The organism is Acinetobacter sp. CAU_H_S170_2, assembly GCF_058890445.1.
Genome location: NZ_JBZYAE010000001.1, coordinates 2,867,622 through 2,883,612 on the forward strand (window position 1 = coordinate 2,867,622; position 15,991 = coordinate 2,883,612).

Consider the following 15,991-nt stretch of genomic DNA (forward strand, 5'->3'; position numbering starts at 1 on the left):
ATTCCCTGACAGCTCTAGATACGACTATGTCCAGTATAGCCAATGATCATAGCGGTAAAGCTGTATACATTTATTTCGCCGAAGTTCTATTCTTTTAAATTGCTATAATGACCTACCTAGTTGATAAAATTGAAAAATGACATTAATAGAAAAAGTAGTCCCAGTTATATTTCGAAATATCAATCAAAGAACAGAAATATTAGTGTTTAAACATCCTATTGCAGGTATTCAAATCGTAAAAGGTACAGTTGAGACGAATGAAGAACTAGAAGAGGCAGCTTTGCGAGAGCTTTATGAAGAATCGGGGATTTCTTCTGCACACATTCACTCATATTTGGGTTTACATCATCCATCTGAGCAAGGTCCTAACTGGCATGTATTTATCTGCCATACCACAGAAACTTTAAAAGAGCATTGGACACATTTATGCAATGATGACGGTGGATTAGAATTTAATTTCTTTTGGCACCCTCTGTTTGAGTCACCAAGCGCTGAATGGCATCCATTATTCCAAGAATTACTAGCGTTTATAAAATCAAAATATTGAGCCGTAGCTTAGGGAAGATTTTGATTCACTAAAACTAACAGCTTATAGATTTAAAAGCCCAAAGCTCATGTCTGAGCTTTATAAACTGTAGTGTCTTTAGATCTTCATCACTCAGCTTCGCTTCAACATTTGACTCAGTCTAAACTTAGGCGTTTGAATAAAGAAAATTGCATTACCACATAAAATCAAAATCACCCCAATCACCGCATTCATATGCCATTGATAGCCTTCCCAGATGGTCGAAATCACCAAAGCCACCAAAGGAAATAACAAAGTACTATAAGCTGCCTTACCCGCACCAATCCGTCCAACCAAATAGAAGTAGGCGGTAAAGCCAATCACTGAACCAAAAATAGCCAAATACAATAAAGCACTCACCGCACTGAATTCCATAGCAGGCAAAAACTCGTCTTGTTTAAATCCAGCAATCAATGCCATCAGGATTGAACCATATAGCATGCCATAAGCATTGGTGGTAAAAATATCCAGACCTTTTTTTTGATGACGCGCACTGATCATATTGCCCAGTGAAAAACCATAGGTTCCCAACACACAAAGACCAATCCCCATCAGCGTATGATTGTTTAAGGTACTTCCCACCACATCATGCCAAAACAAGGCGATGATCCCCAATCCACCCAACACAGCCGCAGGATAAAAACGTGTAGACACCTGTTGTCCAAAGAACAGTTTAGCGTTGAGGGTATTAAAAATGACCGCCATCGAAAAAATAACTGCTTCCAAACCACTGCTGATATATTGAACCGCATAATAGAAACAAACAAAGTTAAAACCAAAAATACAGCACGCTTGCAACACACAAAACAGATGGTCTTTTACAGCCAGCTTTTGCAGTTTTCGGCACAACACAATAAAAGCAAACAACACCATAGCCGAAATAAAGAAGCGCCAAAATACGGCTACATTGGTCGATATTCCACTTTGTTGTTGCAGACTAATCGCAATCCATGTTGTTCCCCAAATCACCACCACCAAAGCATACAACAGCGCATTCATACTCTTTAAACCAAACTCAAACCACTCACGCTATTGTGCTTGGTTTAGGACTCTCATTTCTTGCACCTTCTTGTGGTCATTATCATGAACTTGTGATTTTTTATTGATTTTCTGCTATAGATGACAAAATGAAATCAAAGTCCTACACTAGATCTTCCATTTGGCACTGCGTATAGATGATGAAATATCAGATTCTAGATCAATTACAACAACATAAAGCTCAACTCCTCGACTCGGTCGAACTGGGTTCGGGCATGCAGTTAGCCATGTGGCAAAACAACCAAGACCGCGTCAGTGTTTGTAGTAACCACCATACACTCAGTATGTACATTCAAGGGGGATATCACAGCTATCAAAAGACAGCTCAAGGTTGGCATAATGGCGGTGGGCCAGATCATATGTGCTTGATGCCACAGAATTTTGAGTCGACATGGGATCTGCGTGACTCATTGACTTTTGTGCATCTGTACTATACTGAAAAACACTTACAACGCGTCGCTGAACAAGTGTGGGATCGTGAGCCAAGCCAAATTATTTTAAATCCGCAAAGTTTCGTGGCCGACCCACAGATTGCCATGATCTATCGACACTTTTTACTCAATGGGGCTTGGCAAAACCGTGAAAATCACTTGCAGATGAGTACTGCCACAACGCTTCTGCTCAACCATCTAATTAAAAATTATAGCCATACCGAGTGGCAAGCCCCTGAAGTCAAAGGCGGGCTGTCCCCGTATACCCTGAAGCAATTATTAGAATGGATTGATCAGCATATTCAGCAAAGCTTGACCTTATCAGATTTGGCCGAGCAAACTCAGCTCAGTGAATACCATTTTGCCCATATGTTTAAGCAATCTATGCACATGCCACCGCACCAATATGTGATGCAACGTCGACTTGAACTGGCACACCAAGCTCTACAGCACACATCTGCCAATATGACGGACATTTCGGAACAGTATGGATTTAGCTCCAGCAGCCATTTCAGTCATCGCTTTAAAAAGTACTTTGGCTATTCTCCATCCCAAATGCGGAAAAGTGAGAAAAATTAGATCGGATAAACTCACATTCAGCTTATTTATCTAACATCAAAATAAAGCCCATCATTAAACTCGACATTAAAAAACCGAAAAAAGCACTCATCAAATAAGCTTTCCGACGCTCTTGAGCAGATTGGCTCAGGACTTGATGGCGCATTTCCATATGTTGCTTTTCTTCAAAAATCGTCATCTCGACATCATTTTTAGGCGGAGCTTTTTTCAAAAGCAAAGGCAACATTGCAAGCATCATGCAGTAAAAATTAAATTTAAATATATCTTCGACAATGACATTGCCTGCATGCTTTTGAGCCATTAAATAAAACAGGAAAATAGACCACAAGAAAAAGCATCCGATAAATAGCAAGGATGAAGTAGAGGAATAGTATTTCATTGTATTTTTTTAAGATTTGAAACTGGAATCTTAAGGCGTTAAACAATTTTTAGCTAGTTGAAGATTTGAAGATTTGAAGATTTGAAGATTTGAAGATTTGAAGATTTGAAGATTTGAAGATTTGAAGATTTGAAGATTTGAAGATTTGAAGATTTGAAGATTTGAAGAAAGCTTAAAACAAAAAAAGAAGATAAAGCTTAAGCCTGATCTTCTTTTTGACCATACATCCAAGTCGCTGCGATATATACACAAAAGCCCGCAGCCATCACTAAACCTGTCAACATGTTCGATGTCCTATTGTTTGATGAATGCATTATGCGAAAGTTTTATGACAACTTTATGACAGTGCTGTCATATTTCGAATATTATTATTTTTAAAATATATTCAATATCTTAAGTAATAAATAATATTCACAATCCAAATTTAGACATGAAATATTTCATTAAATTTAGATATTTTTGTCATATTTACCACCCTTTATAACCTCATTTTCTCATCAATTTTGTTCAACTATTAAACTTTCGCCCAAAGGCTTCGCAAAACATCCACAACCTCGGCATTTTGTCTTATAATTTAGCCCGCTAGCTATCAGCCCGCTCAAGAGATATTTGTATGACCACTATTATCAAGCAAGATGATTTGATCACATCGGTCAAAGACGCGCTTCAGTTCATTTCTTACTATCACCCACAAGACTTCATCCAAGCGATGAGCCGTGCATATGATCGTGAAGAGAACAAAGCCGCGAAGGATGCGATCGCACAAATCTTAATTAACTCGCGTATGTGCGCAGAGGGTCACCGCCCAATCTGTCAAGATACAGGTATCGTTAACGTATTCGTTGAAGTGGGCATGGATGTTAAATTTGATTTAACTATGAGCTTAGACGATGCAATCAACGAAGGTGTACGTCAGGGTTACTTAGAAAACTCAAACGTACTGCGTGCTTCTGTATTGGCTGACCCAGCTTTTGGTCGTAAAAACACCAAAGACAACACCCCTGCTGTGATCTATCACAAACTTGTTCCAGGCAACAAAGTGGATATTACCGTTGCGGCAAAAGGTGGCGGTTCAGAAAACAAATCTAAACTGGCTATGTTAAACCCATCTGACTCAATCGTGGATTGGGTACTTAAAACTGTTCCAACTATGGGTGCTGGCTGGTGTCCACCAGGTATGTTGGGTATTGGTATTGGTGGTACTGCTGAAAAAGCCATGATGCTTGCGAAAGAATCGCTCATGGAAGAAATCAACATGGACGAATTACTTCGTCGTGGCCCTGAAAATAAAATCGAAGAACTTCGTATGGAAATCTTCGAAAAAGTAAACGCACTGGGTATTGGCGCGCAAGGCCTAGGTGGGTTAACCACAGTTCTAGATATTAAAATTAAAGATTACCCATGTCACGCTGCGGGCAAACCAGTGGGTATGATTCCAAACTGCGCAGCGACTCGTCACGCGCACTTCCAACTTGATGGTACAGGTGTTGCACACATTCAAGCACCTAAACTTGAAGACTATCCATCAGTCACTTGGGATTCATCAACCTCTAAGCGCGTTGACCTCGACACCATTACCCAAGAAGAAATGAACGCTTGGCAACCAGGCGACACTTTGCTTCTAAACGGTACAATTTATACAGGTCGTGATGCTGCACACAAACGCATGGTCGACATGCTGAACAATGGTGAAGAGCTTCCTGTCGACTTAAAAGGTAAATTCATTTACTACGTTGGCCCTGTAGATCCAGTCGGTGATGAAGTGGTTGGTCCTGCTGGCCCAACAACAGCAACACGTATGGACAAGTTCACACGTCAAGTACTTGAAGCAACCGGTATGTTCGGCATGATCGGTAAAGCGGACCGTGGCCCTGCAGCTGTTGAAGCAATTAAAGACAACAAAGCAACTTACTTGATGGCAGTGGGCGGCGCAGCTTACCTTGTGTCTAAAGCAATTCGTGAAGCTGAAGTGGTTGCTTTTGCTGACTTAGGTATGGAAGCGATTTACAAATTTGTAGTAAAAGACATGCCTGTATCGGTAGCAGTTGATGTGAATGGTACGTCTATTCACGCAACAGCACCAAAAATCTGGCAAGCCAAAATTGGTAAAATTCCAGTAGTCGATGCTGCAGCGGGCTAAAACTTAAGTTTTACTTTTTTGGATACCCTTAACATGCTAAGGTCATGTTAAGGGTATTTTTTTCCTACTTTTATAGACTTAATCAAAAGATATAGACCAACAATGAAAAAATTAAATCACATCCTTTGCGGTATTACCTTATGTGTCCTCAGCACAGCTTCTTTTGCCAAACCCGCGACCGAAGCATCGGTAGAGAAAGCGCTCAAACTCGGCGATATTAAAGGCACATTAGCACAGTCTCAGCAAGAAATGCGCCCCGTTTATGACCAACAAGCCGAAGAAATCATTAAGAATATTTTTAAAACATCAACACTCAATACTGAACAGCAAAAAGCAGCCAAGCAAATCGCTGAAATCACGGCATCGTTTAGCACTAAATTGATTTCAGATCCTAAATTTATGCAAATGCTTAAAAATGTATATATGCAGACCTTTACCGAAGAGGAAGTATTGGCCAACATTCAGTTTCTTGAAACACCTCTAGGCCAGTCTATCAATAAAAAAAGCAGCAAAATGATGAGTGAAATCATGCGTAATAGCATCGCCATGTCTGCTGAAATGATGCAAGATCCTGCTATTCAGCTGGAAATGAATCGTCAAATTGAAAAGACCCTGACACCATTATTTGAACAAGCCAAAAAAGTACAATAGCTCACTTACCAGGTTAAAGGATTCCACAGCTTAAAGGGCTTCATCAGCTGAACATCTTCACTTGGGTCATATTTGGCAGGTTTAAGTTTTTGCGCTTTCTTTCGTAGCTCACCCGTGTGTTGATCTTCCGCGACAAAGTTGTAGCTGTTGGACTTTAACTGGGTAAATGCAATTTCTTGAATCGCAATTTTTTCAGGGATAACCGCCAAAGGCCCCGAAACATCACGGCGTGTGGATAAGTTCTCTTCATCATACTTGATGAAATAAGACTGCCCTGCTTCTACGCTAAAATCGATATATTTCGGCTTTTGAAAATGGTTAATACCCAAAGGCCGACTACTCGATAAACGATAAGTCCCTGCGGGTAATTCGACCCAATAGTAATGATTGTTCAGCAGGCTTGGAATGCGCTCTTTATTGATAAATAAACTCGATGCCACAATTTCTTGTCGATTCCATTTTGAGTCTGGACGATACAGATAAACCATCGCCGCTTGTTCATGCTGGGGTTGGACACGCTGAAAACGCTGTCCTAATTTTTGGTTGACCCATCCACCTACACTAAACACCCCAATGCGATACTGCTCGACCATACCTGGATCGTGTTCAAAATCAATCTCATGACTGAGGGTTGATGTTAATTCAGGTTGTTCAACTGTCACTTTTCCATGACAACCCAATAAAATTAAACTGCTTAAAAGCGTAATCGTCATTGCACGCATGATTATTCCTCACGACGTATTTTTATTTTGATACTGAATTTTTAGTTTTAATCTAGGCATCCCAGCCTATTGATGCAGAGTAGCATTCCCTCTTTTTTTTGAATATAAAAAAACGTGTGAAAACACTCGATTTTCACACGTTTCGGATGAATAACAACTTAAGCGGATTTTGAGTTAATCACTTTTAAATCAACTTTAGCTGCATCTTTCTGTTCGATTCTTGGTAAACGCTCTGGCTTAAATAATGGTGCAGCCGTGCCGTTAATCACGTCTTCATTCACCACAACCGTACCAACATCGGTACGACTTGGTAAATCGTACATGGTTTCAAGCAGCGTATTTTCCAAAATAGAACGTAAGCCACGTGCACCCGTATTGCGGTCTAAGGCTTTTTTCGCCACAGCGCGTAGTGCTGAGTCTTCAAAAACCAGATCAACATTTTCCATATCAAACAAATGTTGATATTGACGGGTCAATGCATTCTTCGGTTCAGTCAGAATTTGCATCAAAGCTTCTTCGTCTAACTCTTCCAAAGTCGCAATTACAGGTAAACGACCAATAAACTCCGGAATCAGGCCAAATTTCACCAAATCGGTCGCTTCAACTTGACGGAACAAGTCAGACAATTTCTTGCCTTCATCTTTCTTCTTCACTTCAGCCGTGAAGCCGATTCCACCTTTTTCTTGGCGCTGTTGTACGATTTTCTCAAGACCCGAGAATGCCCCACCACAGATAAACAAGATATTTGAAGTATCAATTTGAATGAATTCTTGCTGCGGATGCTTACGACCACCTTGAGGGGGAATAGAGGCAACCGTACCTTCGATCATTTTCAGTAAAGCTTGTTGTACACCTTCACCCGACACATCACGCGTGATCGATGGGTTTTCAGACTTACGGGTAATCTTGTCGATTTCGTCGATATAGATAATACCTTTTTGCGCTTTTTCTACATCATAGTCTGCTTTTTGTAGAAGCTTTTGTACAATGTTTTCAACATCTTCACCGACATAGCCTGCTTCGGTAAGTGTCGTTGCATCAGCCATAGCAAAAGGAACATCGAGAAGACGTGCCATGGTTTGCGCAAGTAAGGTTTTACCCGAACCTGTTGGTCCTACTAATAAGATATTACTTTTTGCAATTTCAACAGCATCATCGTTTTTATGTCCACCATGTGTCGCTTTAAGGCGTTTATAGTGGTTATAGACAGCAACTGACAAGGTTTTCTTTGCCACATCTTGACCAATGACATATTGATCTAGTGCCGCACGAATCTCGTGAGGTTTAGGCAAGGGTTTTGCAGCCCAGTCACCCGACTCAACTTGTTGACTGGTTTGCACCAAGTCTAAGCATACGTCCACACATTCATTACAGATGTACGCGTCCTCGCCTGCAATCAGTTTCCCAACTTCAGACTGCGTTTTACCGCAAAATGAACAATGCTTTTGTCCTTGAGGATGTTCGGACATATTCACTCCAATTCTAAACTTTTAAAACTTATGGACGTTTAGATAACACTTCGTCCACGAGACCATATTCTTTTGCAGCTTGCGCTGTCATAAAGTTATCACGGTCAGTATCACGTGCCACAGTTTCATAGTCTTGACCACTGTGCTCTGCCATTAAACGGTTTAAACGTTCTTTAATGAACAGAATTTCACGTGCATGAATTTCAATATCAGATGCCTGACCACGGAAACCGCCTAACGGTTGGTGGATCATGACACGTGCATTTTCAAGGCAATAACGTTTACCTTTCGCACCTGCATTCAGCAAGAAAGCACCCATTGATGCTGCTTGCCCCATACAATAGGTCACAACATCTGGTTTAATAAATTGCATGGTATCGTAAATCGCCATACCCGCAGTCACCGAACCACCTGGTGAGTTAATGTAAAGATGAATATCTTTATCTGGGTTTTCCGCTTCTAAAAACAACATTTGCGCGACAATCAAATTCGCCATGTTATCTTCAACTTCACCAGTCATAAAAATGACGCGTTCACGCAAAAGACGTGAATAAATGTCAAATGAACGTTCACCGCGAGATGACTGTTCTACAACCATTGGAACTAAGGCATTATCGATAGTTGGAATATACATACGTTTACTTATTCCTAAATTTTTTGTTACTCAACTCATAGTCACAATATGAGGGATAATTGCTGAAAATGCAAAATATTCCCAAGTAAATAACAGATATTTTTTGCATAAGCTTTGTGAACGCAAGGCCTTTTACAAACCCAGATCACAATAAAAAAGGCGCTCAAAGCGCCTTTTTTACTTTAGCTAAACTTAGCCTTGTTGACGAGCTTGTTGCTCTTTCAATAAGTCTTCGTAGCTTACAGCAGTATCCGTTACTTTAGCAGACGCTAAGATGTGATCAACCACTTGGTCTTCTAACACAACAGCTTCGATTTGCGAACGTTGTTGTTTGTCATTTTTGAAGTATTCGATCACTTCAGCTGGATCTTCATAAGAAGAAGCCATGTCTTCGATGTAAGCATCAACACGTGCTTGATCTACTTCAATTTTAGCATCAGCTAAAACTTTGCTTACCAGTACGCCTAATTTTACAGATTTTTCTGCTTGTTCTTTGAATAATTCATCTGGAAGCATGCTTGAGTCAAATGCTTTCGCACCTTGAGCACCAAACTGCTGAGTGAACTGTTGGATCATTTGTTGACGTTGACGGTCAACTTCTTGAGCAACCATAGATGCAGGAAGTTCAACTTCGTTTGCAGCTACAAGTGCATCAAAAGCTGCACCTTTCACTTGATTACGCAAACCATTTTTCACTTCACGTTCCATGTTTTTACGAACGTCAGCTTTTAACTTCTCAATGCCTTCTTCTTCAGTTAGACCAAAGATTTTAAGGAATTCAGCATCAACTTCTGGAAGTTTTTGTTTTTCAACAAGCTTCACAGTAATTTTGAATTGAGCTGATTTACCAGCAAGGTTTTCAGCTTGGTAATCTTCAGGGAAAGTTACATCAATCACTTTCTCTTCGCCTTTCTTCATACCAACGATGCCGTCTTCGAAGCCAGGGATCATACGACCTGAACCTAAAACAAGTTTAAAGTCTTCTGCAGAACCGCCTTCAAACTTCTCACCGTCTACTGAACCTTCAAAGTCGAAAGTAACTTGCATGTCTTTTTTAGCCATGCCTTTCGTTTCAGCCCAAGAAGCACGTTGCTTCTGAAGGTTTTCGATCATTTGATCAACATCTTTGTCGTTTACTTCAGATGCTTTACGTTCAACTTCTAAACCATCAAATTTCACGTTAACTTCTGGATAAACTTCAACAGTCGCTTCGTATACAAGCGCGTCGTCTTTTAATTCAGATTTTTCAATGTTTGGCATGCCAACAGCATTGATTTTTTCTTGTTGGATCGCTTCAAATACTGTGTCACGAATAATGTCGCTTACGACTTCTTGGTAGATACCCGCGCCATATTCACGACGAACAACATTTACTGGCACTTTACCTGGACGGAAGCCGTTGATCTTCACAGTTTTAGCAGTGCGTTTTAAGCGAGCTTCGAACTGCTCGTTAACACGGCTCGTCGGTACAGATACATTTAAACGACGGGTAACACCCGAAACCGCTTCAGAAGTTACTTGCATGGCTTCCTCAATCTTTTGGTAAGAACAATTTTAAAAAGTGCCACATTATATGACAACATTGAACGATATACAAAACACCCGATTGAAACCACATATTTTTTTCGTCATTTATCGTTTTTATTTTGAATATTTTTAAATCGCTACTGATTAAGCGCAAAGTATTATATTTTTTATGGCTTTTTGTTGCAAATGATAAATATTACCATTAATATTTGCGTCAACTTTAATCGTTTTTTTCAATTTTTTTCTCGTCCATCATTGGAACTCTAGTTATGAGTAAGTTTAATCTACACCCTCTTTCATTGGCATTGCTTGGGGCAATCACCACTCCTGTTTTCGCAGAAACAACAACTGAAGATTCATCTACCCATCAGCTTTCCACCATTGTGGTTTCAGCTGCGGGTTTTGAACAAGATATTAAAAATGCACCAGCTTCAATTAGCGTGGTCAAAAAAGAAGATATTGAAAAGAAAAATGCAACCAACATTGCAGACCTATTAGCTGATATTCCTGGTATTGATATTCGTTCAGGGGTAGGAAAAACATCAGGTCTGAATATCAAAATGCGTGGCTTAGGCAATGACTATAGCCTGATTTTAATTGATGGTCGTCGCCAAACCACCTCATCAGATGTCACTCCAAACGGCTTTGGTGAAACATCAAATGGTTTTTTACCACCTTTAGCCTCTATTGAACGTATTGAAGTCATTCGTGGACCAATGGCAACACGCTATGGTTCAGAAGCCATGGGTGGTGTCATCAATATTATTACCAAAAAAATTAGTAATGAATGGAATGGTAATGTCACTGTCAGCGGCAATGTCATGGAACATGGCAGCGAAGCCGACTCATGGAAAACCAGCTTTGTGCTCAATGGCCCAATTATTCATGATCGTCTAGGCTTACAGCTCCGTGGTAGTTATTTAGACCGTCAACGCTCAGAACGCATTGTGGCTAGTTCAACCTCACGCGACCCACGCCCAAGCAAAGCTGAAAACTACGATGTTGGTGGAAAATTACAATTTACATTCGACGATAAAAACTCTTTCTGGGTTGATGGTTTTACCTCAAACCAAACCTATGACAACTCAGACCAACGACTAGGCAACTTTTTTAGCCGCGGTGGTATTGCAGGCTATGAAGATGAATTAGAGTTTAATCGTCTACAAATTTCGGCGGGACATGATGGTAATTATGATTTTGGCCAATGGAAAACGTACATTAGTCAAAATAAAACCGAAACCAAAGGTCGTACCATTCCAACTGATGCTTTCCCTGCTTTAGCTGGCCAACCACGATCTTTGGAAAATACCGATTTAGTCTTTGATTCACATTTAATTGCACCTATTGCTAACCACAAGCTAACAGTTGGCACAGAATATAAAGATGTTACTATTGCTGATGATATTGCAGGAATGGGCAAAGAGTTTACTCAAGATACTTGGTCAGTTTATGCAGAAGATGAATGGAGCTTATTAGATAACTTACATTTCACCTTCGGTGGTCGTTATGAAGATCATTCAGGATTTGGTGGTCACTTTAGCCCGCGTGCTTATTTAGTATGGAATACAACTGATGCTTTAACACTTAAAGGTGGTGTAAGCACAGGCTATAAGACACCGTCAGCAAAAGATTTATACAACGGTATTATTGGCTATAGCGGCCAAGGCACCACACCAAGTCTAGGTAACCCTGATTTAAAACCAGAAACATCAGTTAACTACGAGCTAGGCTTAAATTATCAACCTACAGATACATTAGACTTTAATGCCACTGCATTTTTTAATGTTGTAGAAGATAAAATCGTTTCTCGAAACTTTTTGTGCACAACTAATGATTGCTCAAACTTCAACAGCAACGTAACGTCTTATAGTAAGAGTTTCAATGCAGATGAAGCTGAAATCTACGGCTTAGAAACATCACTTAAGTATCAAATTATTCCTGAATGGGATATCAAAGCTGCCTATACATTTACCGAGTCTGAAATAACTAAAGGTGCAAACAAAGGTTATGCGCTCGAATCGACAGCTAAACACCTATTTAACCTAACATCGACTTGGCATATCAATAATAGTCTCGATGTTTGGTTGCAACATGAGTATCAGTCAGGACGTCCTCGTTATTTAGCTGCACCAACTGGTGGTGAAGTTAGTATTGAACAGCATACAGACAACAAATTCTCGGCTTATAACCTGTTCAATTTAGGGACAAGCTATCAGTTGAATAATAATGTTCGGGTCAATGCTGCTGTAAATAACTTATTAGATAAAGACTTTACTGAATATATGGACTATGTCGATACAAACGGTAATGTTCAGCAGGCCTATAAATACTTATCTATAGGTCGAAGCTCAGAAGGAACCTATTTGCCAGGTCGAAATTATTGGCTATCTGTTTCTTACGACTTCTAAAAATAGTCATATCTAAAGAAAACCCTGCTCCGGCAGGGTTTTCTTCGTACATAGCTAATATAGATCCAACATAATTTATACATATTCACTTGTAAAAATGCCTTTAAACTTGGCTTGCAAAAAGTAAATTTTAAATTCCAATAACATTACAAAAACATAATCTAATTTTCCAATTTAAATAAGAATCATAAACTTATGTTTAATTCATTACATTATTACATTTATTTTTTCTACACAAACACATCTGAGCATCGACAATTTCAATGTAATAGTTATGCTACAAAAAATAAGAATCATTATTATTCGCATACTAATTTACAACGTTAGAACTAGATTCGTTATGGCCTTCATCAAAACACGTAAAAAGCTGGTTTCTTCAGCAATCGCTTCAACACTCTCTGTGGTTGCAGTCAATGCTGTTGCGCAAGATCAAATCGCGCAATTAGAAACAATTCACACGGAAGCGGCAGCAGAACAAAGTTTGAAAGTAGACAAATCTGCAAACAGCAAGTTCGTTGCTCCCCTACTCGACACACCAAAGTCAGTATCTGTTATTTCTAAACAGTTGATTGAAGACACTCAAGTTACAACTTTAAGCGATGCTTTACGCACAGTGCCTGGTATCACACTTGGTGCAGGTGAAGGTGGTAACCCAAATGGTGACCGTCCATTTATCCGTGGTTATAACTCTGAAAGTTCAATGTACGTAGACGGTGTACGTAACTCTACTTCTCAAAACCGTGAAATGTTTGCGATTGAGCAAGTTGAAATTACTAAAGGTTCTGCATCTGCTATGGGCGGTGCAGGTACAACTGGTGGTAGCATCAACATGATTTCTAAAGTTGCAAAAAAAGGGGACTTTTTAGAAGGTTCTGTGGGTGCAGGAACGGATGATTACCAACGTATTACTTTAGACGGTAACAAAGATTTTGGTAATGGTATTGCTGCTCGTGTTGCCGTAATGGGTCACCACAATGACAAAGCGGGTCAAGAAGATGGTACTGAATATGCACGTGCAGGTATTGCGCCAAGTATTACTTTTGGTCTAGACAGCGACACGCGTGCAACTTTAAGCTACTACTACCTCAAAACTGATGATACCCCTGATTCAGGTGTGCCATACAACAATCCTACGGGCTATTCACAATACTCAGGAAAACCAATTGATGTAAAACAGGGTGTTTACTATGGTTGGAAAGACCGTGATTTCCAAAAACAAGAGAACCAAATAGGTACAATCAAATTAGAGCATGATCTTACCGATAATTTAACCCTTAGCAATACCGCTGTTTATAACAAATCAAAAAATGACTATCTTTGGACGAATCCAGATGATTCTAAAGGTAACATTTATAAAAATGGCAATGTATGGGCGCGTGTTAACTCACGTGTAGCTGATACTGATACCTTTACAGACCAATTGGCTTTAACAGGTAAATTTAATACAGGTCGCTTAAAGCACAGCTTTAACCTAGGTGCTGAGTACTCAGACCAAGAAACAGATCGTACGCAATATATTATCAATGGCGATAATACTACGGGAAGTGCCTACTCGGATTGTAGCAAGCCTGAAAATGTGAGCTCTGGTTGGTGCACCTCGGTTCAGAATCCTAATCGCGGACAATGGACAGGCAGCATTAGTACCGAAGATGCTGACCAATACAACACTCAAACAAAATCTACTTCTATTTACTTACTAGACAACATTGAATTCAGCCCTCAGTGGATTTTAGATTTGGGCTTACGCTGGGATAAGTTTGATACTGAACAGACCATGACTTATGGAGCTCGTAACAGTGCTGTTATTGCTAATCCTGCTACAGCAAAAGCCGGCGATAAAGTAAAAACTGAAAGTGATACCGACTTTTTCACATATCAAGCAGGTATTACTTTTAAACCTGTTGAAAATGGGTCTATTTACGCAAGTTATGCTACTTCTGCAAACCCTGTTGGTATCGATGCTGGTGACGGTTCAGAAGGCATTGGAGCGGCTTATAGCAACCTAGATCCTGAAGAAAGTCGTACTTTTGAAATCGGTACAAAATGGGACTTGCTACAAGATCGCCTAAATTTAACAGCTGCTATTTTCCGTACTGAAAAACAAAATGCTCGTATTCAACTGTCTCCTACAACCTATAGCAATATCGGTGAAAGTAAAGTGGATGGTCTTGAACTTGGTTTAAACGGTAAGATTACTGATAAATGGGATATTAGTGCTGGTTATACTTATTTAGACAGTAAAGCGACCAAAAATGGTGTAAGTTGCCGTGGTACAACATGTACAGACCAATCTATATTTAATGGCAACCAAATGCCTAACGTTCCTAAAAACAGTGCTACGCTATGGACAACTTACCAAATTGTGCCACAGTTAACTTTAGGTGCTGGCGCAATTGCGATGGACAAAGTTTATGGTGACTTAGCAAACACAAAATATGTACCAGGTTACGTTCGCTACGATGCTATGGCGCGTTACAACGTAAACAAAAATGTTGACCTTCAGTTAAATGTCAACAACTTGGCTGATACACGTTATTTCACTAAAGCTTACGCATCTCACTATGCAACTGAAGCTGAAGGTCGTAGCGCAGTACTGTCTCTAAACTTCAAATACTAAGTTTATAACTAAAATCTCTTTCATCCTGAGATTTGATAAAAATAGCCTCTCATTGAGGCTATTTTTATATATGCTTAAAGACTAAATAGATCTTTCATTTTCAGCAGGTCGCGTTGTGATCCATCATATTCCCAATGTATTAAGCAAAGAACAGGTACAATACTTTCGTAATGAAATGGCAAAAGTGGAGTGGATTGATGGTAAAAAAACCACAGGATCACTCTCAAAAAATGTAAAACAAAATCAACAGCTCCCCGAAGATCACCCTCTCACACAACACTTAGGCAATATCATCTTAGAAGCACTTGGACAACATCCACTCTTTATGTCCGCTGCCCTACCTTTAGATATTTTGCCGCCTTATTTTAACCGCTATGAACAGGGCGAAACTTTTGGCTTCCATGTGGACAATGCCATTCGCTGGGTAGCTGGAAGCAAAGATCGGATTCGTACTGATGTATCCTGCACTGTTTTTCTAAGCGAACCTGACGAATATGAAGGTGGCGATTTGGTAGTAGAAGACACCTATGGCTATCATGAAGTGAAACTACCCGCGGGTGATATGATTTTATATCCATCTACTAGCGTGCATGAGGTAACACCAGTGACCTCAGGCTGCCGTGTCGCTTCGTTCTTTTGGGTTCAAAGCATGATTCGAGATGATGCTGACCGCCATATCTTATTTAATCTTGATCAAACTATTCAGAACCTACGCGTGCAACTCAGTGATCAACATCAGGAAGTGGTTAAGCTCACCAGTCTGTATCATAACCTGATGCGAAAATGGGCTGAACTGTAAAACAATAATCCCAGCTCAACGTTAACTACTGT

13 protein-coding genes are annotated in these 15,991 nt (G+C 39.9%); 7 read left to right on the top strand and 6 right to left on the bottom strand.

The window, feature by feature from the left end; translation table 11 throughout:
• Nucleotides 1-136 precede the first annotated feature (136 nt).
• The gene (locus AC5EUN_RS14075; RefSeq protein WP_159153359.1) at nt 137-547 is read left to right on the top strand and encodes an NUDIX domain-containing protein; all 411 of its coding nucleotides are present in this window, start codon (nt 137-139) and stop codon (nt 545-547) included.
• 111 nt (nt 548-658) lie between these two features.
• Here AC5EUN_RS14075 and AC5EUN_RS14080 read toward each other — a convergent pair whose 3' ends face one another.
• On the bottom strand, nt 659-1,564 hold the full coding sequence (locus AC5EUN_RS14080) for a DMT family transporter (RefSeq protein ID WP_058868914.1): 906 nt from the start codon (nt 1,562-1,564) through the stop codon (nt 659-661).
• Between the two features lie 179 nt (nt 1,565-1,743).
• Here AC5EUN_RS14080 and AC5EUN_RS14085 point away from each other — a divergent pair, with 179 nt between their 5' ends.
• Complete coding sequence (locus tag AC5EUN_RS14085) at nt 1,744-2,613, top strand: helix-turn-helix transcriptional regulator (protein ID WP_159153403.1); 870 nt, start codon at nt 1,744-1,746, stop codon at nt 2,611-2,613.
• A gap of 22 nt (nt 2,614-2,635) precedes the next feature.
• Here AC5EUN_RS14085 and AC5EUN_RS14090 read toward each other — a convergent pair whose 3' ends face one another.
• Entirely contained in the window at nt 2,636-2,941 is a 306-nt protein-coding gene (locus AC5EUN_RS14090; RefSeq protein ID WP_227509185.1) for a hypothetical protein, read from the bottom strand.
• Nucleotides 2,942-3,605: 664 nt separating this feature from the next.
• Between AC5EUN_RS14090 and AC5EUN_RS14095 the strand changes: the two genes are divergently transcribed.
• Together AC5EUN_RS14095 and AC5EUN_RS14100 are read left to right on the top strand one after the other, a co-directional pair.
• Nucleotides 3,606-5,132 carry a fumarate hydratase gene (locus AC5EUN_RS14095; RefSeq protein ID WP_004692421.1) on the top strand — a complete coding sequence of 509 codons (1,527 nt, stop codon included), beginning with the start codon at nt 3,606-3,608 and terminating at the stop codon, nt 5,130-5,132.
• Between the two features lie 102 nt (nt 5,133-5,234).
• Entirely contained in the window at nt 5,235-5,783 is a 549-nt protein-coding gene (locus AC5EUN_RS14100) for a DUF2059 domain-containing protein (RefSeq protein WP_159153360.1), read from the top strand.
• A 5-nt stretch (nt 5,784-5,788) separates the two neighbouring features.
• Here AC5EUN_RS14100 and AC5EUN_RS14105 read toward each other — a convergent pair whose 3' ends face one another.
• The 4 genes from AC5EUN_RS14105 to tig form a co-directional block, all read right to left on the bottom strand.
• On the bottom strand, nt 5,789-6,505 hold the full coding sequence (locus AC5EUN_RS14105) for a DUF2846 domain-containing protein (protein WP_078425199.1): 717 nt from the start codon (nt 6,503-6,505) through the stop codon (nt 5,789-5,791).
• A 158-nt stretch (nt 6,506-6,663) separates the two neighbouring features.
• Nucleotides 6,664-7,974, bottom strand: a complete 1,311-nt coding sequence (gene clpX, locus AC5EUN_RS14110; protein WP_159153361.1) for an ATP-dependent protease ATP-binding subunit ClpX — start codon at nt 7,972-7,974, stop codon at nt 6,664-6,666.
• 28 nt (nt 7,975-8,002) lie between these two features.
• Nucleotides 8,003-8,608 (bottom strand): ATP-dependent Clp endopeptidase proteolytic subunit ClpP, encoded by a 606-nt coding sequence (gene clpP / locus AC5EUN_RS14115; protein WP_004692427.1) that lies wholly within the window; start codon nt 8,606-8,608, stop codon nt 8,003-8,005.
• A gap of 192 nt (nt 8,609-8,800) precedes the next feature.
• Nucleotides 8,801-10,132 (bottom strand): trigger factor, encoded by a 1,332-nt coding sequence (gene tig / locus AC5EUN_RS14120; RefSeq protein ID WP_004979052.1) that lies wholly within the window; start codon nt 10,130-10,132, stop codon nt 8,801-8,803.
• A gap of 272 nt (nt 10,133-10,404) precedes the next feature.
• Here tig and AC5EUN_RS14125 point away from each other — a divergent pair, with 272 nt between their 5' ends.
• From AC5EUN_RS14125 to AC5EUN_RS14135, 3 genes are all read left to right on the top strand, one after another.
• Complete coding sequence (locus AC5EUN_RS14125; protein WP_159153362.1) at nt 10,405-12,543, top strand: TonB-dependent receptor domain-containing protein; 2,139 nt, start codon at nt 10,405-10,407, stop codon at nt 12,541-12,543.
• 340 nt (nt 12,544-12,883) lie between these two features.
• Complete coding sequence (locus tag AC5EUN_RS14130; RefSeq protein ID WP_159153363.1) at nt 12,884-15,160, top strand: TonB-dependent receptor; 2,277 nt, start codon at nt 12,884-12,886, stop codon at nt 15,158-15,160.
• A 115-nt stretch (nt 15,161-15,275) separates the two neighbouring features.
• On the top strand, nt 15,276-15,959 hold the full coding sequence (locus AC5EUN_RS14135; RefSeq protein WP_159153364.1) for a Fe2+-dependent dioxygenase: 684 nt from the start codon (nt 15,276-15,278) through the stop codon (nt 15,957-15,959).
• Nucleotides 15,960-15,991: the final 32 nt, after the last annotated feature.